21 protein-coding genes are annotated in these 24,078 nt (G+C 68.0%); 12 read left to right on the top strand and 9 right to left on the bottom strand.

What is annotated here, in order from left to right; all coding sequences use genetic code 11:
* The first annotated feature begins 467 nt into the window (after positions 1-467).
* From argS to ACNR9O_RS21415, 5 genes are all read left to right on the top strand, one after another.
* A complete protein-coding gene (gene argS, locus ACNR9O_RS21435) occupies positions 468-2,159 on the top strand; it encodes an arginine--tRNA ligase (RefSeq protein ID WP_473684942.1) in 1,692 nt (563 codons plus the stop codon).
* On the top strand, positions 2,160-2,897 hold the full coding sequence (locus tag ACNR9O_RS21430) for an SPOR domain-containing protein (protein WP_473684944.1): 738 nt from the start codon (positions 2,160-2,162) through the stop codon (positions 2,895-2,897).
* 136 nt (positions 2,898-3,033) lie between these two features.
* Positions 3,034-3,717 (top strand): vWA domain-containing protein, encoded by a 684-nt coding sequence (locus ACNR9O_RS21425; protein ID WP_473684946.1) that lies wholly within the window; start codon positions 3,034-3,036, stop codon positions 3,715-3,717.
* A 2-nt stretch (positions 3,718-3,719) separates the two neighbouring features.
* Complete coding sequence (locus tag ACNR9O_RS21420) at positions 3,720-4,478, top strand: PP2C family serine/threonine-protein phosphatase (protein WP_473684948.1); 759 nt, start codon at positions 3,720-3,722, stop codon at positions 4,476-4,478.
* 5 nt (positions 4,479-4,483) lie between these two features.
* Complete coding sequence (locus tag ACNR9O_RS21415) at positions 4,484-6,376, top strand: hypothetical protein (protein WP_473684950.1); 1,893 nt, start codon at positions 4,484-4,486, stop codon at positions 6,374-6,376.
* A 4-nt stretch (positions 6,377-6,380) separates the two neighbouring features.
* Here ACNR9O_RS21415 and ACNR9O_RS21410 read toward each other — a convergent pair whose 3' ends face one another.
* From ACNR9O_RS21410 to speA, 6 genes are all read right to left on the bottom strand, one after another.
* The gene (locus tag ACNR9O_RS21410) at positions 6,381-8,696 is read right to left on the bottom strand and encodes a DUF2167 domain-containing protein (protein WP_473684952.1); all 2,316 of its coding nucleotides are present in this window, start codon (positions 8,694-8,696) and stop codon (positions 6,381-6,383) included.
* Positions 8,697-8,732: 36 nt separating this feature from the next.
* The gene (locus ACNR9O_RS21405) at positions 8,733-9,641 is read right to left on the bottom strand and encodes an NAD(P)-dependent oxidoreductase (RefSeq protein ID WP_473688345.1); all 909 of its coding nucleotides are present in this window, start codon (positions 9,639-9,641) and stop codon (positions 8,733-8,735) included.
* 30 nt (positions 9,642-9,671) lie between these two features.
* Positions 9,672-10,853, bottom strand: a complete 1,182-nt coding sequence (locus tag ACNR9O_RS21400; RefSeq protein WP_473684954.1) for a DUF3734 domain-containing protein — start codon at positions 10,851-10,853, stop codon at positions 9,672-9,674.
* A 5-nt stretch (positions 10,854-10,858) separates the two neighbouring features.
* The gene (locus tag ACNR9O_RS21395; protein WP_473684956.1) at positions 10,859-11,602 is read right to left on the bottom strand and encodes an acetoacetate decarboxylase; all 744 of its coding nucleotides are present in this window, start codon (positions 11,600-11,602) and stop codon (positions 10,859-10,861) included.
* Positions 11,603-11,708: 106 nt separating this feature from the next.
* The gene (locus ACNR9O_RS21390) at positions 11,709-12,497 is read right to left on the bottom strand and encodes a 3-hydroxybutyrate dehydrogenase (RefSeq protein ID WP_473684958.1); all 789 of its coding nucleotides are present in this window, start codon (positions 12,495-12,497) and stop codon (positions 11,709-11,711) included.
* 124 nt (positions 12,498-12,621) lie between these two features.
* The gene (gene speA, locus ACNR9O_RS21385) at positions 12,622-14,511 is read right to left on the bottom strand and encodes a biosynthetic arginine decarboxylase (RefSeq protein ID WP_473684960.1); all 1,890 of its coding nucleotides are present in this window, start codon (positions 14,509-14,511) and stop codon (positions 12,622-12,624) included.
* Between the two features lie 285 nt (positions 14,512-14,796).
* On the opposite strand from speA, the gene speE reads away from it, so the two are divergent.
* The gene (gene speE, locus ACNR9O_RS21380) at positions 14,797-15,648 is read left to right on the top strand and encodes a polyamine aminopropyltransferase (protein WP_473684962.1); all 852 of its coding nucleotides are present in this window, start codon (positions 14,797-14,799) and stop codon (positions 15,646-15,648) included.
* A gap of 89 nt (positions 15,649-15,737) precedes the next feature.
* Here speE and ACNR9O_RS21375 read toward each other — a convergent pair whose 3' ends face one another.
* Complete coding sequence (locus ACNR9O_RS21375) at positions 15,738-15,935, bottom strand: hypothetical protein (protein WP_473684964.1); 198 nt, start codon at positions 15,933-15,935, stop codon at positions 15,738-15,740.
* 163 nt (positions 15,936-16,098) lie between these two features.
* Here ACNR9O_RS21375 and ACNR9O_RS21370 point away from each other — a divergent pair, with 163 nt between their 5' ends.
* From ACNR9O_RS21370 to ACNR9O_RS21350, 5 genes are all read left to right on the top strand, one after another.
* Positions 16,099-17,163 carry a hypothetical protein gene (locus tag ACNR9O_RS21370; RefSeq protein WP_473684966.1) on the top strand — a complete coding sequence of 355 codons (1,065 nt, stop codon included), beginning with the start codon at positions 16,099-16,101 and terminating at the stop codon, positions 17,161-17,163.
* A gap of 84 nt (positions 17,164-17,247) precedes the next feature.
* Positions 17,248-17,883, top strand: coding sequence for a nucleotide-binding protein (locus ACNR9O_RS21365; RefSeq protein ID WP_473684968.1), 636 nt, complete (start codon positions 17,248-17,250; stop codon positions 17,881-17,883).
* A 36-nt stretch (positions 17,884-17,919) separates the two neighbouring features.
* Positions 17,920-18,408, top strand: a complete 489-nt coding sequence (locus tag ACNR9O_RS21360) for a SixA phosphatase family protein (RefSeq protein ID WP_473684970.1) — start codon at positions 17,920-17,922, stop codon at positions 18,406-18,408.
* Entirely contained in the window at positions 18,405-18,989 is a 585-nt protein-coding gene (locus ACNR9O_RS21355) for a YceI family protein (protein WP_473684972.1), read from the top strand. Before ACNR9O_RS21360 ends, ACNR9O_RS21355 begins: the two co-directional genes overlap by 4 nt.
* A 110-nt stretch (positions 18,990-19,099) precedes the next feature.
* Complete coding sequence (locus ACNR9O_RS21350) at positions 19,100-20,941, top strand: phospholipase D-like domain-containing protein (protein ID WP_473684974.1); 1,842 nt, start codon at positions 19,100-19,102, stop codon at positions 20,939-20,941.
* 16 nt (positions 20,942-20,957) lie between these two features.
* On the opposite strand, the gene ACNR9O_RS21345 is transcribed toward ACNR9O_RS21350, so the two are convergent.
* Entirely contained in the window at positions 20,958-21,485 is a 528-nt protein-coding gene (locus ACNR9O_RS21345; protein ID WP_473684976.1) for an energy transducer TonB family protein, read from the bottom strand.
* A gap of 17 nt (positions 21,486-21,502) precedes the next feature.
* The gene (locus ACNR9O_RS21340; protein ID WP_473684978.1) at positions 21,503-22,786 is read right to left on the bottom strand and encodes an acetyl-CoA C-acetyltransferase; all 1,284 of its coding nucleotides are present in this window, start codon (positions 22,784-22,786) and stop codon (positions 21,503-21,505) included.
* Positions 22,787-22,902: 116 nt separating this feature from the next.
* Here ACNR9O_RS21340 and ACNR9O_RS21335 point away from each other — a divergent pair, with 116 nt between their 5' ends.
* The gene (locus ACNR9O_RS21335) at positions 22,903-24,045 is read left to right on the top strand and encodes a hypothetical protein (protein ID WP_473684980.1); all 1,143 of its coding nucleotides are present in this window, start codon (positions 22,903-22,905) and stop codon (positions 24,043-24,045) included.
* Positions 24,046-24,078 lie beyond the last annotated feature (33 nt).

Genomic DNA, 24,078 nt, shown 5'->3' with positions numbered 1-24,078 from the left:
AATAACGGCGCGGTGGGGACCGCGCCGTCAGGCCGTTTTTGGGGAGGGTGAGAGTGACGGCATCTCGCGTACCCGCCAGCGGGGAGGGTGCTTGGGGTACGGGCGCCATTGTCGCGACGCGGCATGACAGGAGCGTGACGTCTTGGCGGCCCCTTCACGCCATGCGGCCGGCGCGACTTATGCACATCGGCCTTGAAAGGGCTTTTAGAGAGCACTTCGCCGAAGACCATCAAGAGTGTCATTCAAGCCATTGATTTAAGCTGCAAAATTACGTGACATCCAGGTTTCCATGCCGCGAAGATCGTCGTAACGCCAAGAGCGCCGTACTTTCCCCACAGAGTTATCCACAGGCGGGACGGCGCGCCGCAGCATGCCGGGAAAGCCCGCCGCACGGGGCTGCGCGCCCCTCGGAGAGGGTGGGCCGGCTCTGCTAGGATTGCCGGTTCCATCGAAGCCAGACCACGCCCGTGAAACAAGCGCTGCGCGAATTGCTGCTGCAGGCCATCCAGGCCCTGCAGAACGACTCCACCCTGCCCGCCGACCTCGAAGTGCCAAGCTTCGTGATCGAGCGTACGCGCAACCGCGACCACGGCGATTTCGCCAGCAACGCGGCCATGCTGCTGGCCAAGCCGGCGCGCGCCAAGCCGCGTGAGCTGGCCGAGAAGCTGGTGGCTGCCCTGCCCGCCAACCAACAGGTGGCAAAGGTCGAGATCGCCGGCCCGGGCTTCATCAATTTCTTCCTTGCGCCGGCCGCCTACCATGCCGAGCTGCGCCGCATCCTCGGCGAAGGCGATGCCTACGGCCGCAACCAGAGCGGCAAGGGCATCACCGCGGGCGTCGAGTTCGTCTCGGCCAACCCCACCGGTCCGCTGCACGTCGGTCACGGCCGCGCGGCGGCGATCGGCGACTGCCTGAGCCGGCTGCTCGACGCCAACGGCTGGGACGTGAAGCGCGAGTTCTATTACAACGACGCCGGCGTGCAGATCCAGAACCTGGCTATCTCGGTGCAGGCGCGCGCACGCGGCCTGGGCCCGGGCGATGCCGGCTGGCCGGAGGACGGCTACCGCGGCGACTACATCGCCGACGTGGCTCGCGCCTACATGGCCGGCGAATCGGTGGTGGCCGATGGCCAGACGGTCACCGGCGCCAAGGATGCCGACAACCTCGACGCCATCCGTCACTTCGCCGTGGCCAGCCTGCGCCGCGAACAGGATCTGGACCTGAAGGCCTTCGGCGTCGGCTTCGATACCTATTTCCTGGAGTCTTCGCTGTACATCGACGGCAAGGTGGAAGAGACCGTGCGCGAACTTGTCGCCCACGGTCACACCTATGAAGAAGGTGGCGCACTGTGGCTGCGTTCCACCGATTTCGGCGACGACAAGGACCGCGTGATGCGCAAGTCCGACGGCACCTATACCTACTTCGTGCCGGACGTGGCCTACCACCGCAGCAAGTGGCAGCGCGGCTACGTGCGCGCCATCACCGAGCTGGGCTCGGACCATCACGGCAGCCTGGCGCGCGTGAAGGCCGGCCTGCAGGCGCTGGACTGCGGCATCCCCAAGGGCTGGCCGGAGTACGTGCTGCACCAGATGGTCACCGTGATGCGCGGCGGCGAGGAGGTGAAGATCTCCAAGCGAGCCGGCAGCTACGTCACCCTGCGCGACCTGATCGACGAAGTGGGCAAGGATGCGACGCGTTACTTCCTGATCTCGCGCAAGGCCGATTCGCAGCTGGTGTTCGACATCGACCTGGCCCGCTCGCAAAGCAACGACAACCCGGTCTACTACATCCAGTACGCCCACGCCCGCGTGTGCCGGGTGCTGGAGGAACTGGCCGAGCGCGGCCTGCCGCCGGTGGACACCGCCGCCGGCGTCGCCAGCTTCCACCGGCTTGACTCCGAGCACGAGCAAGCCATGTTCGTGGAGCTGTCGCGCTATCCGGAGGTCGTCGAAGCGGCGGCGAACAATCTGGAACCGCACCTGATCGCCCAGTATCTGCGCGATCTCGCCGGCGCCCTGCACAGTTACTATCACGAGCACAAATGGATCGTGGACGACGCCGGGCTGCGCGATGCGCGCATCACCCTTGCGGTGACGGCGCGCCAGGTCATCCGTAACGGTTTGGATTTGCTGGGACTCAGTGCCCCGGAGAAGATGTAAATGGCAGCACGCAAGGGCAAAGGCCGTCAGGCCGTGCGCAACAACAGCGGCGGGTTTCCGGCCTGGGGCTGGGCCATCGTCGGCATCGCGGTCGGCGCGCTGCTGATGTTCGCCATGCGCGGCAAGCTGCCGATGGGCGCCCGCCCGGGCGAAGCGCCCCAGCCGAACCCGCAGGCCACCGCCCAGCACGGCAGCGACGCTGGCGCCGTGGAGCCGGCCGGCGCCGAATCGGCGGCAGCGCCGAAGAAGCCGCAGTTCGACTTCTACTCCGTGCTGTCCGAGAAGGAAGTGCGTATCCCCGATGCCGAGATCAGCGCCCAGGCCCGCGCCGAGCAGCAGAAACAGGCGGCTCAGCAGCAGGCCCAGGCCCAGGCCGCCGCGGCACAACAGGCCCAGCAGCAGGCGGCCGCGCAACGCGCCGCCGCGGCCAATGCGCCCGCCGCGGTCACCGAGAACGTCACCGCAGCACCGGCGGCCGCCGCCCCGCCGCCGGCCGCCGGTGGCGGCGGCTATCTGCTGCAAGTGGGTGCGTTCCCGAGCGCCTCGGATGCGGAAAGCCTCAAGGCCAAGCTTGCCCTGCAGGGCTTCGTGGCCAACGTCGCGTCGGTCAACGTCAACGGCCAGACTTACAACCGCGTACGCCTGGGCCCGTTCAAGTCAGCCACCGAGCTGGAGTCGACCAAGCAGCGCCTGAGTTCCGCCGGGTTCAATGCCATCGCGCTGAAGGAAGGCCGCTGAACGGCAGCATCGACACCATCGATCGTCACGAAAAGCCGCGCCCTGCGCGGCTTTTCGCATATCGGCCCAGTGAAAAATTTCCAGCGGGATTCGCCTGCTAGACTGCCCTGCATCGCTTTATCCACAAGGATCCGTGATGAACACCCTGGCCATCCCCGACGTTTCCCTGGTCGACAACACCGAGCAGCGCACCCCGCTGGTGCTGGTGCTGGATTGCTCCGGCAGCATGGCCGGCACCCCGGTCGAGCAGCTCAACGAGGGCCTGCGCCTGCTGGAGCAGGAACTGAAGAACGACGTGATCGCCGCCAAGCGGGTACGCCTGCTGGTGGTGCGCTTCCATGGCCTGGACAGCGCCGAAGTGGTCGGTGACTGGTGCGACGCGATGGATTTCAGCGCGCCGGTGCTGGAAGCCGGCGGTACCACGCCTACTGGCCAGGCGGTGAACCTGGCGCTTGACGAGATCGAAGCCGAAAAGCAGCGCTACAAGCAGTCCGGCATCGCCTACACCCGCCCCTGGCTGTTCCTGATGAGTGACGGCGCTCCCACCGATCGCTGGGAAGAAGCCGCACAGCGCTGCCGTGATGCCGAGCAGGCGCACAAGGTCGCCGTCTTCCCGATCGCGGTCGGCTCCGATACGCACGAAGACACGCTCGGCGCTTTCTCCTCGCGCGGCGCCAACGGCGTGAAGCGCCTCGCCGGCCTGCAGTTCAAGGAACTGTTCCTGTGGCTGAGCACCAGCATGCAGGTGGTTTCGCAATCGAAGGCCGGCGGCCAGGTGCAGCTGCCCTCGACCGACAGCTGGTCCACCCTGACGGTCTGAGCATGAGCGGTTCCACGATGAGCTGGCGCGTCTTCGCCGCCTCGGCACGCGGCAGCGCGCATATGGGCAATGGCCAGCCCTGCCAGGATGCCTCGGCCCATGCCGTGCACGGCGAGCTGCTGTTCGGCGTAGTGTGCGACGGGGCCGGTTCGGCCGCGGCCAGCGATGTCGGCGCACAGCGCATCGCGCAGGACGTGGTGCGAGCCCTGGTCGAGCGGGCCAGCGAACTGCCGGCACACGACGACCACAGCGGTTTCGCAACATGGATCGGCGACCTCCTTGCCATGCAACGCACTGCACTCGAAGCGCACGCCACGGCCACCGGCCGCGCGCTGGCGGACTTCGCCGCGACGGTAGTCGGCGTCGTCGCGCGGCCCGACGGTGGCTGGTTCTTTCATCTCGGCGACGGCGCCGGCGTGGCAAGACATACCGATAGCCGCACGCTGTCTTCGCCGGAAAACGGCGAATATGCCAACGAGACCTTCTTCCTCACCGGCAGCACGTGGCGCGAGCACCTGCGCATCACGCCGATCGTCGCGCCCATGCGCAGCGTGCTGCTGATGACCGACGGCGCGATGCCGTTCGCGCTCGCCAAGGGCGGACAGGACGTCTACACGCCGTTCGCCGACCCGGTCGAGCGCTTCCTTGCCGGCGCTGAAGAAGACGCCGGCAACGCCGCGTTGCTTGCCACGCTGGACGATCCGCGCACCTACCGGATCACTGGCGACGACAAGACCCTGCTGGTCGCGCTGCGCGCCTGACGCGCATGAAGCAGGAGCGCGAAGGCAGCATCCAGGCCGATGGCGAAACGTTCGCGCTAGGCAAGCTCATCAAGAGCGGCGGCGCCGGCAGCGTGTACCTGTTGCCGCGCCGTGGCGACAGCGTCGCCAAGCTTTATCACCCGACCATCGACCGCGCCGTCTACGAGCGCAAGGTCGAGGCCATGCTGACGCTGGTGCCGGATCTGCCGGATCGCGTCGAGCACGGCCGCCGCTACGTACAGATTGCCTGGCCCACGGCGCAGGCCCGCGATGGACGGCGCCGCTTCCTCGGCTTTCTGATGCCGCTGCTGGATATCGCCGCCACCGAGGAACTGGAGCCCGTGCTGCAGGAGCGCCAGGCGCTCGCCAAGGGTCTCCCCACCGCCTTGGGCGCGAAGATCACGCTCGCCGCCAACCTTGCCTCGGTGCTCGCCGCGCTGCACCGCCAACAGCATTACGTGGTGGATCTGAAACCGGTCAACCTGCGCTTCTATCGCGATTCGCTGTACATCGCGCTGCTCGATTGCGACGGCTTCAGCATTCACGGCCCCGGCGGCGAACGCTTCCACGCGCAGCAATACACGCCCGACTATCTCGCGCCGGAGTTCCAGGCCAACGGCCTCGATGCGCGCGGCGAGCTGGCGCAGGACCTGTTCGCGCTGGCGGTGGTGATCTTCCAGCTATTGAATTTCGGCATTCATCCCTACACCGGCCAGCCGCGCTCCGAGCGCGTGCCTACCGATATTCCCGGCCGCATCCGTGCCGGCTGCTACGCCTATGGGCGCCAGGCGCATCCGGACATGGCACCCAGCCCCGCCAGCTGCCATGCGTTGCTGCCGGATGAGCTGCGCACGCTGTTCGATCGTGCGTTCCAGTCGCGCGTGCGCCCGACGGCCGCCGAGTGGGCCGACGGCCTGAGCGCGTACGCGAGGCCTTCGAGCGGACGGCTGGTGCCGTGCCGGCGCGATTCGAAGCACCAGCATTTCGCCGGACTGGATTGTCCGGCCTGCGCCCGCGCCGGCCTGCTCGAGCGCGCACGGCGCCAGCCCCGTCCGCAGCGGCCCAGGCGGGTGCAGGCCCAGGTCTCGCCACGACACGCCGCCACCGCCGCGACGCGGCCTGGCATCACGACGACGCCATCCAGCGGATGGAACCTCCTGTTCACCATCGTCGTCCCCTGCCTGCTCTTGTGGCTGATGCTGCGCAGCTGCTCGCATAACACTGCCACCTACGCGCCGCCAACGACGACGACATCGATGACGACATCGACGATGACGACCACGATGACGAGCTCCACGACGACGGTGACCGCACCGGTCATCCAGCCGGTGGCGCAGCGCCCCCAGCCGGCCGCGATGCAAAGCGACATCCAGGGCGTATTGAGCCAGGCCCGGCTGGCCGATGCCGGCGCCTTCCGCACCTATTTCGACAGCTTCCGGCAGCGTGCCGCCGCCGTGCCCCGCGCGCAGGCGGCCAGTCTCTCGGCTTACTACGCCGCCATGGCCGGCGATGCCGATCGCGCGCGCCGCAGCGTCGCGCTACGAGCCATCATCGATGCCGATCCTTATGCCAGCTTCGCCGCCGCCGAGCTTGGCACGCTCGAATTGCTCCATGGCGGCCGGCCAGCAGGACAGTTGCTTTATACGCAAGCCGCATGGACGGCGCCCGACGATCCCGCGAACTGGTACGGGCTGGCCATGAGCTACGCCGGCCAGGACGACGGACGCGCCGTCGCCGCCATGGCGATCAGCGAACTGCTGGCGGGACCGCAGAATCTGGGTGCGGTGCGCATTCGCTTCGAAGCGCTTTCCGCGCCTCTGGGCCTGGCGCCCGCGACGGAAATCCAGCTGCGCGCGCAGTCGCACGCGCTGGCGCAATCCTTGCGCGCGGCGCCCTGAAGAATCAGGGCCGCTTCCGGCGCGACACCCACAAAGCCAGCAGCAACGATCCCACCACGACGCTGACAAAGAGGCCGATGAAAACGCGTGGCCCGTCGTCCGAGGCCGGCGCTTCGGCCTCGTCATTCGCTGAGGATGGCGCGGATGCCGGCGGGCTCGGTTCGGCCGGCGCCTCCGTCCCGGTGGTGATATAGCCGGTCAGATCGAGCGGGGCGACCGCCTCGCCAACTGCGGCGTCCTCGTAGCGCTCGCCGGTCGCAAAGCGAACGCCACGCGCCAGCGTGACCATCGCATCCTGCGCGACAAGCGCGACGTGCTTGCCATACAAGCTCGCGCTCACACTCTGCATGGCGACCATCTGCCGGCGGCCGAACAGCAGGGTATTGGCGGTATACAGCCGGCCATACGCGCCGCCTGACGTCACGAAGTCCGCGTAGGCCCAATCGAGTTGTTTCGAATCATCGTTCCAGCGCGGTACCACCAGCCATTCCACCGAATGGTGCGCATAATTCGCTGCGGTGCCGGCGAAGCCGGTGACGTTGCTGCTCATCCGTCGCGATAGCACCGCCGCGTCGAGCGGCAGACCGCCGATACGTACATGGCCGGGCGTGGTCACCGCCACGCGCAGCACCACGCTGACATCGTCAGTGGCCAGCAGCGCCACCGGCAGATGCTCGGGCGAAGGCGGCAACATGCCGTCGGAGGCTTCGATCGCCGCCGGCGCGTACTCCGGCGGCAGGTAGCGATAGCCCTCCGGCAGATCGAGACTGACGCCCTCGCCCAGCGCGATCCGTGCAGGGCCGCGCTGCCAGGGCGCACGTGACAACAGCTCACGGCGCGACAGCCGCTCCTTGGCGGAAGGACGCCGGAACGGCACGTCGCGCTGGTCGACGTCCCCCAGCCATTGAAGGACCTCGCGAGCACGTTCCAGGCGCGCGGCTTCCAGGCGCGCCGCCGGCACGTCGACCTTGGCCGGGGCATCCGGGCGCTCTTCCCGGTAAACCGCGCAAGCGGCTTCGACGTCGCGCGGCCAGATAGCCTTCCCGGCACCGTCGAACACCGCCTCGATGCCGCAGGCCTGTGGTTCGATACGCGCGATGAGCTGGCCATCTGCAGCGATCCAGTCCTTCCGCTCACCGCGGTGTCCAATCCATACGTCGCCGAAACGCGGCGACTGCCGGCCATCCTCCCAGGCCGCCGAAAAACTGTCGTAATCGGCCGGGGTTCTCGCCTGGCCACGATGGTCGATCAGCTGCCACTTGCCGTTGCGCCCGACGGCCGCCACGCCGGCGGCGAAATCCATCACGCCGTCGTACGGCATGGGACCCAGTACCGTGCGGCCTTCCCGATCGATCAAGATACGACGTTCGCCGTAACTGTCGCCCGCTTCCGCCCAGGCCACGCCGTCGGCGAAGTCCGGCGACCCGAGCCAGCCGTGCGACGCATCCACCAGCACCTTGCCGCTGAGCGCATCGATCAGCCCGAAGCGTCCGTCATCCTTGAGCTGGTAGGTGAGCCGACCGCCGCCTGCGTCATTGAGAGAGCCATCGGCCGGTACTTCGAACAGTACCTTGCCATGGCTGTCGAGCAGCGCGCGGCGCGTAGCGGTCTGTTCGATCACGCGATCGGGCGCGACCGGCGTGAGCATCGAACGCCGCGCCATCGGCAGGAGGTAGTTTCCCTTCCGGTCGATCAGCGCCGCCTCGGCCTGATCGATATTGCTTTCCGTACGTACCGACGGCCCGCGGCCGACGACCGCCATGCCGAAGCGGAACGATTCGGCGTCGGTCCAGCTGCCGGAAAACGCCGGCTTGCCTTGCGCATCGATGTAGCGCATGTCGGCATGGCCATCGTCGGGGCTGCCTATCCATTGCCCGACCACCGCGATGCCATCGACGAAATCGCCAGCCAGGAAATACTGGCCTGGGATGGCCCAATCGCCTTGCTCATCGATATAGCCGTTCTTGTCGCGGTCCCACAGGCTGGCCCGCGCCAGCCCGCCCACGAATGGACCGATATATTGGAAACGCGGCTCGACCAGCACCTTGCCTTGCGCGTCGAGCACGCCCACCAGGCCACTGCGGCGCTCGGCGTACCAGCCGCCACGCCCTTCGGGATACAGCGCCGAATAGCTCGGCTCGATCACCCAGCGGCCGGCGCGGTCGAGCAGGCCGCACAGCAGTTCATGAACGCTGACGCAGACCGGGATGAGGCGCGGCGACGGCGGGTCCTTCGGTCGCGGCGGGTCGATATCGGCATGCGCCGCCGCGCAAAGCGCCAGCGCGGCCAGCGCATGGCGCCACGGTGTTGCTCGTCTCATCATCGGCATCCGTGCCTCGTACCGTCGCGGCGGCGCTCAGCGCGCCTTGCGCTTGAGCCGGATCAGCGCCGAGATGTCGTCGTCGCCATAGCCCTGGCTCATCAGCTCGGCATAGTCGGCAAGCGACTTCTCGATCACCGTGCGGTCGGTCCCGGCATCCGCGGCGATGCCGCGCACGATGCCCAGGTCCTTGTGCAGCAGCGCCAGCTTGAAGCCCACGCTGAACTCATTACGCAACATGGTGGCGCCACGCTTCTCGAGGAACCAGCTGCCGGCCGCGCCCGCGCCGAGCGTCGGCAGCAGGCGTTCCGGCTCCAGGCCCAGCGCTTCGCCCAGCGCCAGGCCTTCGCACACCGCCTGCGCGATGCCGGCCACCAGCACCTGGTTCACCGCCTTGGTGGCCTGGCCGGCGCCGACGCCGCCCAGATGCGTCACGCGCAGCGCATAAGCTTCCAGCACGGGTCGGGCGCGCTCCAGCACCGCGGCATCGCCGCCCACCATCACCGACAGCTTGCCGTTCTTCGCGCCCTCCACGCCGCCGGACACCGGCGCGTCGAGGAAATCGACGCCCACGGTGGCCAGTCGCGAGGCGGCTCGCCTGGCGGTTTCCGGCGACACCGTGGAGTGGTCGACCACGATCGCGCCGCGCTTGAGGTGAGGAAGCATGGCTTCGATATTGGCGAGCACGTCGGCGTCGGCAGTGACGCACAGGGCAATCACATCGCACTGCGCGGCCAGTTCGGCCAGCGACGGCGCGGCGACGCCGAGCTCGCGCGCCAGCGCATCGGCCTTGGCCTGAGTACGGTTGGCGACCGCGTGCAGGAGGCCTTTGGACTTCAGATGTCCGGCCATCGGCGCGCCCATGGCGCCGAGACCGACGAAAGCTGCCTTGAGGGTCATCGGGGAATTTCCAGGAGAAGGGTGAGGCCGCCCGCGTGAGCGGATGGCCTATAGTAGCCCGTCCGTCCTCCTGGCTCAGGCGCGATGCACGTCGTGGGTGACGAACGGGCGATCGGCCGTCGGCGGTTCGAGCCACTTCGGGTGAGCCAGCGTGTGCCGCATGTCCGCCAGGCCGCTCTGCCAGTGCGTGCGCATGCTAGTCATGCTGAACTCGTAGTCCTTGTAGTGGCCCTCGTAGGGCTTGTCTCGATAAATCAGGTGGACGAGGTTGGTCAGCGCGCCCGAGGCCTGCGCCTGCGCGCGCAGGAAGGCCGGGTCGCCCCGCCGTTCGACGGGCACCAGTTCCATCAGGTCGTGCAGCAACCGCTGGTGCTCCTGATTCAATCGCATGTATTCGGTGACCAGGCGGGTGCGGCTGGAGTATTGGATTTCCTTCGAGCGCTCGGTCACGCCCGCCAGGTCGCGCGGCAGCTCGCCCACCGCCCGCCACAGGTCCACCTGGAAAATCAGCGCGTCGTGGCAGGGCCGCTCGGAAAGCACCTTGTACAGCGGCGTGTTGGAGACCATGCCGCCATCCCAGTAGAACTCGCCATCGATCTCCACCGCGGGGAAGCCGGGCGGCAGCGCGCCCGACGCCATGAAGTGCTCGACCTTCAGCTTGCCGTGGGTGTTGTCGAAGTAGGCGAAATTGCCGGTACGCACGTTCACCGCACCCACCGAAACACGCATGGAACGTGGATCGTTGATGCGGTCGAAATCTACCAGTCGCTCCAGCGTGGAACGCAGCGGCCGCGTGTCGTACCAGCTCACGCCGGCGGGGTCGGCCGCGCGCTGGAAGGGCAGATACGGCGGCGGCACGCGTGGATAGAAGAAACCGGCCTGCCCCTCGAGCAGCGCGCGCCAGGCGGCGAAGCCGCTGAAGCCGTTCTGCAGCGGCAGCGGCCAGCCGCTGCTGTCGAATGCCGGCGTGGCCGGCAGGAACGGCGGCTTGCAGATCGTCTCCCAGAACTCGCGCAGCTTCGCCACGCGATGGCCGATGGGGTTGCCGGCGATGATCGCCGCGTTGAGCGCGCCGATGGAAATGCCGGCGATCCAGCGCGGCCGCAGATCCGCCTCGGCCAGTGCCTCGTAGACCCCGGCCTGGTAGGCACCCAGCGCGCCGCCGCCCTGCAGCACCAGAGCGACGGTGGCATAGGACTCGCGCACCATCCTGGCCATGCTTGCCGCGGCGGTCGCCGCTTGCGTGTCGTTGCCCATGGGGTTCAAGCCTCCGCCAGATAGTCGTGCACCACCGTGCCCAGTCCGAGCGTGAGGTCGGTGATGAAGTGCACCGCCGATTCGATCTTCAGCACGGGCAGGTCGGCCACCGGCGCCAGCGCATGCGGATGCAGCTCCAGCGCGGCCGGGCCGGACCATGCGCCTTTGAGCACGACGTCGGTGGTGAAGTAGCGCACCAGTTCGCAGATGCGCGGGGTGCCGTCCACATGCGGGATGATCTTGAGCAGAAAGTTGGGTGCCGCCAGCGAGGCCAGTACCGCGTCGCGCTCGGCTTCGCGATGCTTGAAACCCATGGTGGCCTTGGCCACGCGCACCTTGCCGTAATCGAGCGTGCCGACCAGCGTGTCGATCTCGGTTTCCAGTACCGGGCTGGCGAGCTTCTTGGGGAAACCCCACAGTTCGCGGCCGCCGGCGATCGGCGGATGATCGTTCAAATACATCGAATGCACGTAGCCACCGTGCTGCCCGCAGAAGCTCACCGGTATCACCTGCCCCGATTCGGTGTAGTCGCCGAAGCCGGTGGAGTCGGGCATGCGGATGAATTCGTACTTGACCAGCGGCTCGCCGATCTCCAGCGGCTCGGGCACCACCTCCCGCAGGGCGTCGGGGTCGGTGCGATAGGTGATGACCAGGAACTCGCGGTTGACGAAACGATAGGGCCCGCGCGGAAACGCGGGACTGGTCAACGGCATGGCGAACGCGTTGGCCTTGACGTCGGCGATCTTCATCGAGCCATCCTCTTGGCAATCCCGTCTGGCGCGCGCCGGCTGGCGCACGCTGCATGCAATCGAAGAACTGCGCCCGCCCGAACAGCGCCGGGCGGGCGCGCAACGCTTACTGCATGTACCAGCCGTGGCTGACCACGACCGACTGGCCGGTGAGCGCAGCCGAGGGGAACGCGGCGAGGAAGAGCGCGGTCTGCGCGATGTCCTCGACGGTGGTGAAGGTGCCGTCGACGGTGTCCTTCAGCATCACGTTCTTGATCACTTCCTCTTCGCTGATGCCAAGCTCTTTGGCCTGCTCGGGAATCTGTTTTTCCACCAGCGGTGTGCGCACGAAGCCGGGGCAGATCACATGCGAGCGCACGTTGTGGGCCGCGCCCTCCTTCGCCAGCGTGCGCGCCAGGCCCAGCAGGCCGTGCTTGGCGGTGACATAGGCGGACTTCAGTTTGGACGCTTCGTGCGAATGCACCGAGCCCATGTAGATCACGGTGCCGCCGCGGTCGCCCTTGTACATGTGCTTGAGCGCGGCCTTGGTGGTGAGGAAGCCGCCATCGAGATGGATCGCCAGCATCTTCTTCCAGTCGGCGAAGGCGAACTGATCGATCGGGTTGATGATCTGCACGCCGGCGTTGGAAATGAGGATGTCCAGGGCGCCAAAAGCTTCTACGACCTTGTCGGTACCTGCATTCACCGCCGCTTCGTCGGTGACGTCCATGGCGATGCCGATGGCCTTGCCGCCGGCGGCGGCGATCTCCGCGGCGGTGGCGTCAGCCGCCTGCTGGTTGATGTCAGCGATCGCCACGGCGGCGCCGTTCTTCGCGTAAAGCTCCGCGATGGCCTTGCCCAGGCCGCTCGCGGCACCGGTGATCAATGCGACCTTGCCTTCGAGACTTGCTGCCATAACCACTCCTTCGATGGGGGATCCGGGGGACGACCAAGGCTGGCACAGCTCGGGTGTCGCATCCATGCGACGAAGGGACAACTCGCAGGACCTTCATGCCGGACTGCACCGGCATGACGAGCTTTCAGTGCGCACCTTCCGACAAATAGGTATAGCCGGTCAAACCGTCGTTCAATGTGACAAACAGGCGCTCGGCCTGTTCGCCTTCGACGCCCGCCGCGGCAATGCGTTCGCGATAGCTGCGACGCAAGGCCTCCAGGTCGTAGCCGACGTAATCGAGCATCAAGTCAGTGGTGTCGCCGCGACGGCGGTGCGCAAAAACATACGAGTCGCCGTCGACGCGTACGTTCACCGCATCGGTGTCGCCGAACAGATTGTGGATGTCGCCCAGAGTCTCCTGATACGCGCCCACCATGAAGATGCCCAGGCGGTAGCTCTCATCCTCACGCAGCGCGTGCAGCGGCAAGCTCACGTCCACCCCCTCGGCATCGACGTAATGATCGATGCGGCCATCGGAATCGCAGGTGAGGTCCACGATCACGCCACGGCGCGTCGGAGCCTCGTCCAGGCGGGCGATCGGCGCGATCGGGAAGATCTGCTCGATCGCCCAGATATCCGGCACCGACTCGAACACCGAGAAGTTGACGAAGTACTTGTCCACCAGCTTCTCGTCCAGCTCGTCCAGCGCCTGCCGGTGCGAGCGCTCGGCCGGCAGCAGGCGCACGCGCACCGCGTTGGCGATGGCGTAGTACATCTCGTCCAGCCGCGCGCGATCCTCCAGTGCCAGCTGGCCGAGCGCGTACAGGGTCTGCCCTTCGGCAAGATGGTGCTGGGCCTCGTGGAACAGCTCCAGCGCGGGACGCGTGTCCAGCTCCTCGTAGGTCTCGCGCAGGCGGCGCAGCACGGCCGGCTCGTCCTCGCGCGCGGCCGGCATGGCGCCGGCGGGCACTTCTTCCACCTCGGTGACGTTCACCACCATCACCGCGTGGTGCGCGGTCATCGCGCGGCCGGCCTCGGTGACGATGTGCGGTGCGGCCAGGCCTTCCTCGGCCACCGCTTCGGCCAGGGATTGCACGATGGTGGCGGCGTACTGCTCGATCGAATAATTGATCGAATTGTGGCTGCGCGAGCGCGAGCCTTCGTAGTCGACGCCGAGGCCGCCGCCGACGTCGACGATCTCCAGCGGCACGCCCATGCGGATCAGCTCCACGTAGTAGCGCGTCGCCTCGCGCATGCCCGCGGCGATGTCGCGCACATTGGAGATCTGCGAGCCCATGTGGAAATGCTGCAGCTTCAAGGTGTGCTTGAGGCCGGCCTCGTCGAGGCGGCGCACCAGAGTCAGCACCTGGTTCGGCGACAGGCCGAACTTGCCCTTGTCGCCGCCGGTGTTCTGCCACTTGCCGGCGCCGATCGACGCCAGGCGCACGCGCACGCCCAGCAGCGGTTCCACGCCGAGCGCCTTGGCTTCGGCGAACACATGGTCCAGCTCGGAGAGCTTTTCGATCACGATGTGCACGCGCAGGCCGAGCTTGCGGCCGATCAGCGCCAGGCGCACGTACTCGCGGTCCTTGTAGCCGTTGCACACCACGATGGAGCCCGGCCGGGCCATCGCCAGCACCGCCATCAGCTCGGGCTTGGAGCCGGCCTCCAGGCCGAAGCCGTGTTCGCCGGCGGCCACCAGCTCGCCAGCCACGCCACGCTGCTGGTTGACCTTGATCGGATAGACGGCCGTGTAGCCGCCCGCATAGTTCCATTCACCGATCGCCTTGGCGAAGGCACCCTGCAGGCGCGCCAGGCGGTCGGCCAGGATGTCGGGGAAGCGCACCAGCAACGGCAGGCGCAGGCCTTCGGCGCGGGCGCGCTCGACAATGGCCGGCAGCGACAGGGCCGGACCGCCGGCGCCGCGGGGGCGCATCACGATGTGGCCGTTGGCGTCTACGTCCACATAACCGTCACCCCAGTGCGGGACGGCGTAGGTGTGGCGGGCGGCCTCGATGTTCCAGTGCTTCGACATGGACGGTATTTCCTTGTGGCGGCGGGCGCGCGCGGGCGCCCGGAGGTCATGTCGTCGCAGCGGCGAGCCTTGACGAGGAAGAAGCCCGCCGGCCGGAAGCCTCGCACGCCGCGGGGCCGGAACGGACTCTAACGGCCCGCGGACGACCAGTCGCGACGGGACGGCCGTCTATTGTAATGGTCGAATGTGACCATGTGCGGCATCCGCGCCCGCTACGTCGGGGCCCGGAACCGCTACAATTGCGTCTCTTTGCCCCCCGTGACGTCAGGAACAGGAACACACGCCATGTCGCAGCCCAGCTGGTTCACCGAAGCCCATCAGGCTTCCGGCTCCTCCATCGGTTATCGCGTGGAGAAGCTGCTTCATGCCGAGAAAACCCCCTTCCAGACCATCGAGATCTACCAGACCACCGACTGGGGCAACCTGATGGTGATCGACGGCTGCGTGATGCTCACCAGCCGCGACAACTTCCTCTACCACGAGATGATGACCCACCCGGCGCTGTTCACCCATGCGCGCGCCAAGCGCGTTGTGATCATCGGCGGCGGCGACTGCGGCACGCTGCGCGAGGTGCTCAAGCACGAGGAAGTCGAATCGGCCGTGCAGGTGGAGATCGACGAGCGCGTCACGCGCCTGGCCGAGCAGTACTTCCCGGAACTGTGCGAGGCCAACAACGATCCGCGCGCCGAACTGCTGTTCATCGACGGCATCAAGTACATGGCCGAGGCCGAGCCGGAATCGCTGGACCTGGTGATCGTCGACTCGACCGATCCGGTCGGACCCGCCGAAGGCCTGTTCAATGCCGCCTTCTACGCCAGCTGCTACAAGGCCCTGCGCCACGGCGGCATCCTGGTGCAGCAGAGCGAATCGCCGCTGGCGCACATCGAGCTGATCAAGTCCATGCGCGCGGCCATGCGCACCGCCGGCTTCAGCGCGGTCAAGACCTTGCCGTTCCCGCAGCCGTGCTATCCCACCGGCTGGTGGAGCTGCACCATGGTGCGCAAGGGCGGCGATCTGGCCGGCTTCCGCGAGCGCGGCGCGCTCAGCAAGAACTTCGCCACCAGGTACTACAACGCCGAGATCCACAAGGGCGCGCTGGCGATGCCGGAATTCATGAAGGAAGCGCTGGGCGAATAAGCCGCTCGCGCGAAGCCCGCCTCGCGGTCGCCGCGGGGCGGGCTTTTTGTTTTCGAGAGGCCAGGTCCGAGCCGGACGTGGCCGCGCGCTCAGAACAGCGTGGAGCGCACCTTCGGCAGCAATACCAGCACCAGCGTCGCTATCGGCCCAAGCAGCAGCGACAGCAGGAACCACGCCAGACCGCTGCGGTTCTTGCCCTGGGCCAGACCGGCATTGATCAGCGCCAGGGTGCCCCAGCCCACGAACCAGGGCGCGCGCCCGTCGGCCAAGATCGCAATCTGATTCACTTGCTTTTCTCCTGTGCGGCGCGGGGCGTGCAAACGCGCCCGTGCGACGAAGGGGCCATGCTAGCAAGCGTGGCGCGCCGTGCCTGCCGTGCCCGCACGGCAGATCAGGCAGGCTTAATGCGGAGTAAGTATGCTGGCCGCTTTCTTGCGGACGGAGAACAGCATGCGCGGATGGCGCTATTTCGCCCTGGCCCTCGCCGGCGCCTTGACGATCACGCCGGCCTTCGCCGCCAAGTCGCCGTCCAAGGCGGATGCCAAGGCCAAGACCGAAGCCCGCAAGAACGACGATGCGCGCAACGATGCCCTGCTCGCCTTCCAGCGCGACCTGGTCAGCGTGCTGGCCCCGCGCGCCGACGCGATGCCGCTGCTCGGCGCGGCCTTGCTGTCACGCCCCCTGCCGAACCAGCCCAAGTACAGCGATTTCCACGCCCTGATCGAGCGCGCGGCCAAAGCCGACGACGCCACTCCGGCGGTGACGTGGCTGCGCCTGAGCGACTGCGACGCCAAGGCCGATGCCTGCCCCAACCCCGACGCGCTCGCCAAGCTGGTGGAACAGGCTCCCGACAATGCCGCCGTCTGGCTGCTCAAGCTCGGCCAGGACAGCCACAACGGCAAACGGGACGCGGCGCGCGAGGATCTGGCCAAGGCCGCCGCCGCCAAGCTCTACGACGACTACACCGGCGCCAGCCTCAAGGCCCTGGCTGCCAATGTGAGCGTGCTGCCGCCGCCGCCGGCGACCATCAATCCGGCCTCGCCCACCGGCGCTGCCGGCGTGCAGCTCACCTTGGTGTTCGGCCTGGCCGCCACCCAGCCGCAACCGGGCCTGCAAGCCACCTCCAAGCTGTGCGAACAGGCCGGCGATGACGCCGCGCTCAAGGATGACTGCCTCAAGCTCGGGCGCCTGCTCGAATGGGGTTCCAGCCCGCTGGCCCGCTCGCTGGGTCTGCATCTGCGCGAAGTGCTGGCCGCCGACGCGACCCAGCAGGAAGAAGCCAGGCGCGCCCGTCGCAATCTGGTCTGGCAGGTGCAGAACTTCGCCCAGCTGTCCGCCCGTGCCCAGGGCGACCTGGCGCTCACCCAGCACCTGCTCGCCCTGGCTCGCAGTGGCGGCACCGAGATGAGCCTGGTGCTGGCCGCGCTGCGCGACTACAAGGTGCCGACCGATGCGCCGGCCGACTGGGATCCTCATCCGGCCGCGAGCGCGGCGCCTTCCGCAGGGAACGGCTGAGGCGCCCGTTCCGTCCTCCCGTCCCTGTTGCCCGTTCCCCCAACCCATGTACCCTTGGGTCCACCTTGGACGCAGGGGCGACGCATGCTGACGGTGCTGGTAGCAAGCAGCAAAGGCGGTTGCGGCAAGAGCACGCTGGTGACCCAGCTGGCTTCGCATTGGGCGCAGGACGGCAAACACACGGCGATCGTCGACGCGGATCGCCAGGGTTCGAGTTTCCGCTGGGCCGCGCGCCGCGCCGACACCAACGTGCCGGGCGTGCTGGCGGTGGAGGGCGGGCGCAGGGCGCTGGAGAAACTGCCCGAAGACACCCAGCGCACCTTGATCGACACTCCGGCCGGCTCGCACGAACGCGAGCTGGAACCGTATCTGGAGAAGGCCGACGTGGTGCTCGTACCGGCACTGCCTTCGACCTTCGACCTGGACGCCACGCTGGCCTTCCTCCAGCACCTGCAGGAGATCCCGCGCATCAAGCGCGGCAAGCTGCCGGTCGCGGTGGTGGGCAATCGACTCAAGCCGTGGACCCGCGCCAGCCAGGACGCGATGGACGAACTGGCCGGCCATTCGCCGTTCCCGCTGGTGGCGCAGCTGCGCGACAGCCAGGCCTATGTGCTCCTGACCGCCCTGGGCAAGGGCATCTTCGACTACTCCTCCGAGCAGGTGCGCAACCACCAGGAGGACTGGAAGCAACTTCTGCGCTGGATCAAACGCCAGCATTGAGCCACCCTAGCGCGCAACTGCCATTCGGAGCCGTCCATGCGAGAACTCATCCTGTTGCGCCATGCCGAAGCCCTGCCTGCACAGCCCGGCGGAGACGACCTGGGGCGCCGCCTGAGCGGACGGGGTGAACAGGAGGCGCGCGCCGCGGGCCGCTGGCTCGAGCAATGGTTGAAGAAGCACGGTCAGCAGCGGCCGGGCCGCGTACTCTGCTCGCCCTCCGAGCGCACCCGCGCCACCGCGACGCTCGCGCTGGCCGAAGTCCAGGGCGCGCCGGAACCGGAACTCTGCGAAGACATCTACGAGGCCACGCAGGGCGAGCTGCTGGCTCTGCTCGACGATCACGGCGACGCCGATTCGGTCCTGCTGGTCGGCCACAACCCCGGAATCGAGCGCCTCGTCGCGCTGCTCGCCGAGGGACGCTCCGACGAATACCGCGGCATGCCGCCCGCCGGCATCGCGGTATTCCATTCGGACGAGGGTTTCGAACCGGGCCACGCCCGCCTGGAAGCCTTCTGGTCGCCATGAATCGCGGGCGCCGACGCTGGCGCGCCGCCGTTCCCCTCGCTCTCGCCCTCGCCGCGGCATCCACGCTCCACGCCGCGGACTACCGCATCGACCCCATGCGCTCGCATGCGGAGTTCGGTGTGCGTCTGCTATGGCTCAGCCAGGTCACCGGCAGCTTCGAGCGCATCGACGGCGACGTGACCTTGAGCGCAAAGCGCGACCAGGCCGTGGTCGATGCGCGCATCGCCGTGGACAGCATCCACATGTCCTCCGAGCGCTTCCGCCGCTGGGTCCTGGCGCCGGAGTTCTTCGACGTGGAGCGTTATCCCAGCATCCGTTTCGTCTCCGAACCCGTACCGGTAGCGGCGCTGGAGCGCGGCGGCAAGCTGTTCGGCACGCTCACCTTGCGCGGCGTATCGCGGCCGGCCCATTTCGAACTGCTGCCCTCGCCCTGCCCGCTGGAGCGGCCGCAGGACTGCCGCATCGAAGTGCGCGGCGACATCCAGCGAAGCGATTTCGGCATGACCGGCCATCGCACCGCGTTGTCCGACCAGGTCCGCCTCGGCCTGGTCATCGCGATCGAGCACGCCGCGGCGCCATGAATCGACGCTGGCTGTCCGGGGCGCGGATACCAGCCGCCCCCGCGACGAAGCAGGCTGGTGCTCCGTATCATCACGCGATGCCATCGCGCCGGATCCGCGTTCTCATACTCATGCTTGCCGCGGCGTTGCTGCCGGGATGCACCCTGTCGGCCGCCAAGATCCGGCGCGCTGACGCCATGGTGGCGGCGCAGACCGACCATCGCGTCGATTGCGACCGAGCCGACCGCTGCGCCCAGTCCTCGCCACTGCTCGAGGCCGCCGGCAACGCCATCGCCGCCTCCACGCCGCAGCAGCCGGTGCACGTGGTCACCCTGCTCAACGACAGCGAACCCGCGCTGGTCGCGCGCATCAACCTCATCCGCGCGGCGCGGCGCTCGATCGACATTCAGACCTACATCTGGGACCAGGACGACGCCGGCCAGCTGGTACTCGACGAGCTGGTGCGCGCGGCGCGGCGCGGCGTGAAGGTCCGCATCCTGGCCGACCAGCTGTTCTCCTTCAACGACAACGTCTGGCTGACCCGCCTGGCGCGCGCGCACGCCAATCTCGAGATCCGCCTCTACAACCCGACCTTCCACGAGGCCGAGACCTCGCCGGTGGAGTTCGCCGCCGGGATCATGTGCTGCTTCTTCAAGTTCAACCAGCGCATGCACAACAAAGTCCTGCTGGTGGACGACGCGATCGGCATCACCGGCGGGCGCAACTATCAGGACCGCTATTTCGACTGGGACAACGACTTCGATTATGTCGATCGCGACGTCATGGTCGGCGGCCCGGCCGCACAGGCGATGGGCGAGAGCTTCGAGCGCTTCTGGACACACAAGCGCTCGGTACCGCTGACGCACCTGCGCGACATCTATCGCCTGCTGACCGACGGCACGCCCACGCCGTGGCGCGATCCCACTTACCTGCACCCCGAGCGCGTGGCGCGCGTGCAGGAAGAAGCCGAGGATCCGGACTGGCTGGACGAATATCTGGTGGCGCCGACCCTGCGCACCACGTCACCGGTGGAGTTCTTCAGCGATTTCCCTGCCAAGACCGAGCAGCCGAAGGAGCGCCAGGCGCGCGAGTTCACCGCCAACGTGATGCGCATGGTCGGCTCGGCCAAGCAGGAAGTGGTACTGCAGACGCCCTACCTGGTGATGAGCAAACGCGCGCGGAAGATTTTCGATCGGCTGCACAAGGGTGAAGATCCGCCGCGCATCGTGGTCTCCACCAACTCCCTCGCTTCCACCGACGCCTTCGCGGTGTACGCGATGTCGTACAAGCACCGCAAACGCTATCTCACCGGCTACGGCTTCGAGATCTATGAGATGAAGCCGCGCGCCCTGGGTCCGGCGCAGGACAACGCCTACGCCAGCGCCGACGACGGCCCCGGCGGCGAGCGACCGGCCAGCAAGCGCCGCTTCGTCGGTACCGAAACGCGCAGCGCTCTGCTGGGTCGCGGCGGCAAGCGCAATCGGCCCGCGCCGCTGATCAGCCCCGGCCGGCGCTTCGGCCTGCACGCCAAATCCATCGTGGTGGACGATCGCTTCGCCATGGTCGGCTCGCACAACTTCGATCCGCGCTCGGACCACTACAACACCGAGGCCGGCGTGATCGTGTACGACCCTGCCTTCGCGCAGCAGCTGCGCATGGCGATCATGCGCGACACGCAGCCGGAGAACGCCTGGGTGATCGCGCCGCGCCAGCGCTCGATCCCGTTGTTGTCGGATCTGAACGCGGCCATCGGCGATCTCTCGGCCGCGCTGCCACTGTTCGATTTCTGGCCGTACCGCTACGCCACCAGCTACGAGCTCAAGCAAGGCTGCACGCCGATGCGGCCCAGCGATCCGAACTTCTTCAGCTGCTATCAGCCGGTGGGCGACTTCCCCGAAGTCGCGATCTCGCCCAAGCTGATCTATACGCGGCTGATCACCGCGTTCGGCTCGGGCGCCAACGGGATTCTTTAAGGCGACGCCTTGACGCTCAGGCCCCGGCGTCGAAGCGCATCGGCAGATTTCCGCTGATGCCTTCCGGATGACCGGCCGGCACGGCGAAGCGCCAGCTCTGCACGGTCTGCACGGCTTCCTGGTCGAGCGCCGGATCGCCGCTGGACTGATCCACTGCGGCATGCATCACCTTGCCCTGGCCGTCCACCGACAGGCGCAGCACCACGCGCCCCTCGCGCGCCACGCGTCGCGCGAAGAACGACGCCGGCGCCGAGGGCATCTCGATCGGCGTCAGCGTAGGTGTTTCATCTTCGGCCGGCGCGGTAGCCGCCTGCGCCGATTCCACCGGCGGCAGGTGCGTGACGTGGGCCGGTGCCGGTAGCCGGACGGGTACGGGACTCGCCGCGCGGGCGCGCCGAGGCGCCGGCACCTCGGCGCGGACTTTGGCGGCGACGCGGTCCGGCCCGGTCCAGCCGGCGGTCAGGTCGCTCAGCCACGCGGTGCCCACCACGCCGATGGCCAGCGCGAGCAGGCTCAACCCCGTGGTGGTGCGCAGGCGGAACATGGCTTGGCGTGGGCGCCTCAGCGCTCGAGGATGGCGGTGACGCCCATGCCGCCGGCGGTGCAGATGGAGATCAGGCCACGGCCCGAACCCTTCTGTTCCAGCAGCTTGGCCAGCGTGGCGACGATGCGCGCACCCGTGGCGGCGAACGGGTGGCCGGCCGCGAGGCTGGAGCCGTGCACGTTCAACTTGGCGGGATCGATGCTGCCCAGCGGCTTGTCCAGACCCAGGCGATCGCGGCAGTAGGTCTCGCTTTCCCAGGCGCGCAGCGTGCACAGCACCTGTGCGGCAAAAGCCTCGTGAATCTCGTAGAAATCGAAGTCCTGCAAGGTCAGCCCATGGCGCGCCAGCATGCGCGGCACCGCCACGGTGGGCGCCATCAGCAGGCCCTCGCCGTGCACGAAGTCGACCGCGGCCACTTCGGCGTCGCGGAAGTATGCCTGCACCTTGAGGCCACGCTTGGCCGCCCATTCGTCGCTCGCCAGCAGCACCGCGGCGGCGCCGTCGGAGAGGCCGGTGGAGTTGCCCGCCGTGAGCGTGCCATGGCCGGAGATCTTGTCGAATGCCGGCTTCAGCGCAGCCAGCTTCTCCATGGTGGAGTCCGGACGCAGGAAGCCGTCGCGCTTCAGGCCGCGGAACGGTACGACCAGATCCTCGAAGAAGCCGGCCTCGTAGGCTGCCGCCAGCTTCTTGTGGCTGTCCAGCGCGAGCTGGTCCTGCGCCTCACGGCCGATGTGCCACTCCTTGGCCATGCGCTCGCAGTGGTCGCCCATCGACATGCCGGTGCGCGGCTCGGCCACGCCGGGGAACGAGGGCTTCAGTTCGCGCAGCGAGAAGCCGCGGGTGAACGCGGCCATCTTGTCCTGCCAGCCCTTGGCGCGGTTGATCGCCAGCAGGCGCTTGCGGAAGCGCTCGCCCAGCACGATCGGCACGTCGCTGGTGGTATCCGAGCCGCCGGCGATGCCCGCCTCGATCTGGCCGGTGGCGATCTTGTTGGCGATGATGATGGCGTTATCCAGCGACGTGCCGCAGGCACGCGCGGTGGTGATGCCGGGCGTGGTCGGCGCCAGGCCGGAGGAAAGCACCGCTTCGCGCGCCAGATTCCATTCCGAGGAATGCTTGATCACCGCGCCCATGGCCACCTCGCCCAGCTCCTCGCCATGCAGGCGGAAGCGCTCGACGAGCGAGCCGAGCACCTTGACCGACATGCCGAAGTTGCCGACGTCGGCGTACGCGGTGTTGTTGCGGCAGAAAGGAATGCGGATGCCGCCGATCACACCGACGCGCTTCTGGGGGTTTTCCATGTCCTAGAGGGTCCAGCGAGGCCTGAGCCGTCAAGGCTAGCGCGCGGCGCTACCCGGCGAAAGCCCGCCGGATCGGATGCTAGACTTTCGGTTCTTTGCCGTTCGGGTTCGCATACGTGGAAGCCTCGTCGCTGGTCGCCCTGCCCATCGTGCTGGCGCTGGAACTGTCTCCCGGCGAAGCGCCGAACCGAGCCACCCTGAGCCGCGACGAAGCGGCCGAACTGGCCGCGCTGGCCGCCGCCGACCTTCACGCCCTGGTGCCCGAGGTGGAGCAATGCCGCCTTGCCGTGGCGGGCGCGCTGTTCGACGCGGTGGAACTGTTGCGCCCCGGCTTTCCCGCATGGGCGACCTTGGACGAACTCGCGCGCCGCGTACCGCGCGGCCACCTGGACAACGTCGTCGCCTTCGGCACGCACGACGGTCGCATGCCGGCGCAACCGCTGGAGCCGGACCCCGCCTACGCCGACGGCCCGATGCGCCTGCTGCCACTGAGCCTGCTCGCGCCGGAATCCCTGGCCGACACGCTGGCCGAGCGGCTGGAAGTGGAACTGGTCGGCCGCGGCGAAGCCGGCGCGCGCACCGCAGACTGGCTGATGCGCACGCTGGGCGCACACCTGGAACATGCACGCTATCTCAGCCGCAACGACCTGCTCGCGATGACCTGCGTGCAGTACGAGCACGTCAATCTCGCCGCGCTGTGGAGCCTGCTGGAATGCGCGCTGCTGACGCCGTACCGCACGGAAGACACGCTGACCGCTCGCGGCCTCGCGCTGCGCTACGCGGACGGCAAGGTGGCCGTGCAATCCCCGTCGGACTGGATCGCCGCGCATCCCGGCACGCCGGCCGAGCGCGCCCACGAGCTGGCCGGCGTGCTGTTCGAACTGCGCCAGTACGCCGCCCTGCTGGATGCGCACCGCATCGGCCTGGCACTGGATTCGGCCTACGCCACCGCCACCGCGGCCGAACCCGGTTACCTGGTGGAAGTACTCGGCACCCTCGACCCCGCTTACGGAGAGGCGCGCCTGCATGCGCACGAAGCGCCCGGGCTGGGCGTGGTCGCGGTCACCCTGGCCCAGCGTGGCGAGGGCGGCCGCGCCCGGGTGCTGGCCCATGGCTATCCGCTGCAACCGCGCGCGCTGGGCCCCCTGGTAGCCGCGCTGGCTGAGCGATCCGGCATCCCGGCCGAGCTGCATGCACTGGGCCGTATCGTGCTCGATGAACAGGGCCGCCTGGCCGCGCCGGCCCAGGCGCTGCACTGACGATTCCTTCACGCATTGCCCCTGCCCGCATGG

This window comes from Dyella sp. CR10 (assembly GCF_055814425.1).
Note: the sequence above shows the minus strand (reverse complement) of the source record. Positions and strands in the feature narration are given on the sequence as shown.

Coding starts and splice junctions, on each gene's coding strand:
- ACNR9O_RS21430 (WP_473684944.1), top strand. CDS start 2,160: ATGGCAGCACGCAAGGGCAAAGGCCGTCAGGCCGTGCGCAACAACAGC.
- ACNR9O_RS21425 (WP_473684946.1), top strand. CDS start 3,034: ATGAACACCCTGGCCATCCCCGACGTTTCCCTGGTCGACAACACCGAG.
- ACNR9O_RS21420 (WP_473684948.1), top strand. CDS start 3,720: ATGAGCGGTTCCACGATGAGCTGGCGCGTCTTCGCCGCCTCGGCACGC.
- ACNR9O_RS21415 (WP_473684950.1), top strand. CDS start 4,484: ATGAAGCAGGAGCGCGAAGGCAGCATCCAGGCCGATGGCGAAACGTTC.
- ACNR9O_RS21410 (WP_473684952.1), bottom strand. CDS start 8,696: ATGAGACGAGCAACACCGTGGCGCCATGCGCTGGCCGCGCTGGCGCTT.
- ACNR9O_RS21400 (WP_473684954.1), bottom strand. CDS start 10,853: ATGGGCAACGACACGCAAGCGGCGACCGCCGCGGCAAGCATGGCCAGG.
- ACNR9O_RS21395 (WP_473684956.1), bottom strand. CDS start 11,602: ATGAAGATCGCCGACGTCAAGGCCAACGCGTTCGCCATGCCGTTGACC.
- ACNR9O_RS21390 (WP_473684958.1), bottom strand. CDS start 12,497: ATGGCAGCAAGTCTCGAAGGCAAGGTCGCATTGATCACCGGTGCCGCG.
- speA (WP_473684960.1), bottom strand. CDS start 14,511: ATGTCGAAGCACTGGAACATCGAGGCCGCCCGCCACACCTACGCCGTC.
- speE (WP_473684962.1), top strand. CDS start 14,797: ATGTCGCAGCCCAGCTGGTTCACCGAAGCCCATCAGGCTTCCGGCTCC.
- ACNR9O_RS21370 (WP_473684966.1), top strand. CDS start 16,099: ATGCGCGGATGGCGCTATTTCGCCCTGGCCCTCGCCGGCGCCTTGACG.
- ACNR9O_RS21365 (WP_473684968.1), top strand. CDS start 17,248: ATGCTGACGGTGCTGGTAGCAAGCAGCAAAGGCGGTTGCGGCAAGAGC.
- ACNR9O_RS21360 (WP_473684970.1), top strand. CDS start 17,920: ATGCGAGAACTCATCCTGTTGCGCCATGCCGAAGCCCTGCCTGCACAG.
- ACNR9O_RS21355 (WP_473684972.1), top strand. CDS start 18,405: ATGAATCGCGGGCGCCGACGCTGGCGCGCCGCCGTTCCCCTCGCTCTC.
- ACNR9O_RS21350 (WP_473684974.1), top strand. CDS start 19,100: ATGCTTGCCGCGGCGTTGCTGCCGGGATGCACCCTGTCGGCCGCCAAG.
- ACNR9O_RS21345 (WP_473684976.1), bottom strand. CDS start 21,485: ATGTTCCGCCTGCGCACCACCACGGGGTTGAGCCTGCTCGCGCTGGCC.
- ACNR9O_RS21340 (WP_473684978.1), bottom strand. CDS start 22,786: ATGGAAAACCCCCAGAAGCGCGTCGGTGTGATCGGCGGCATCCGCATT.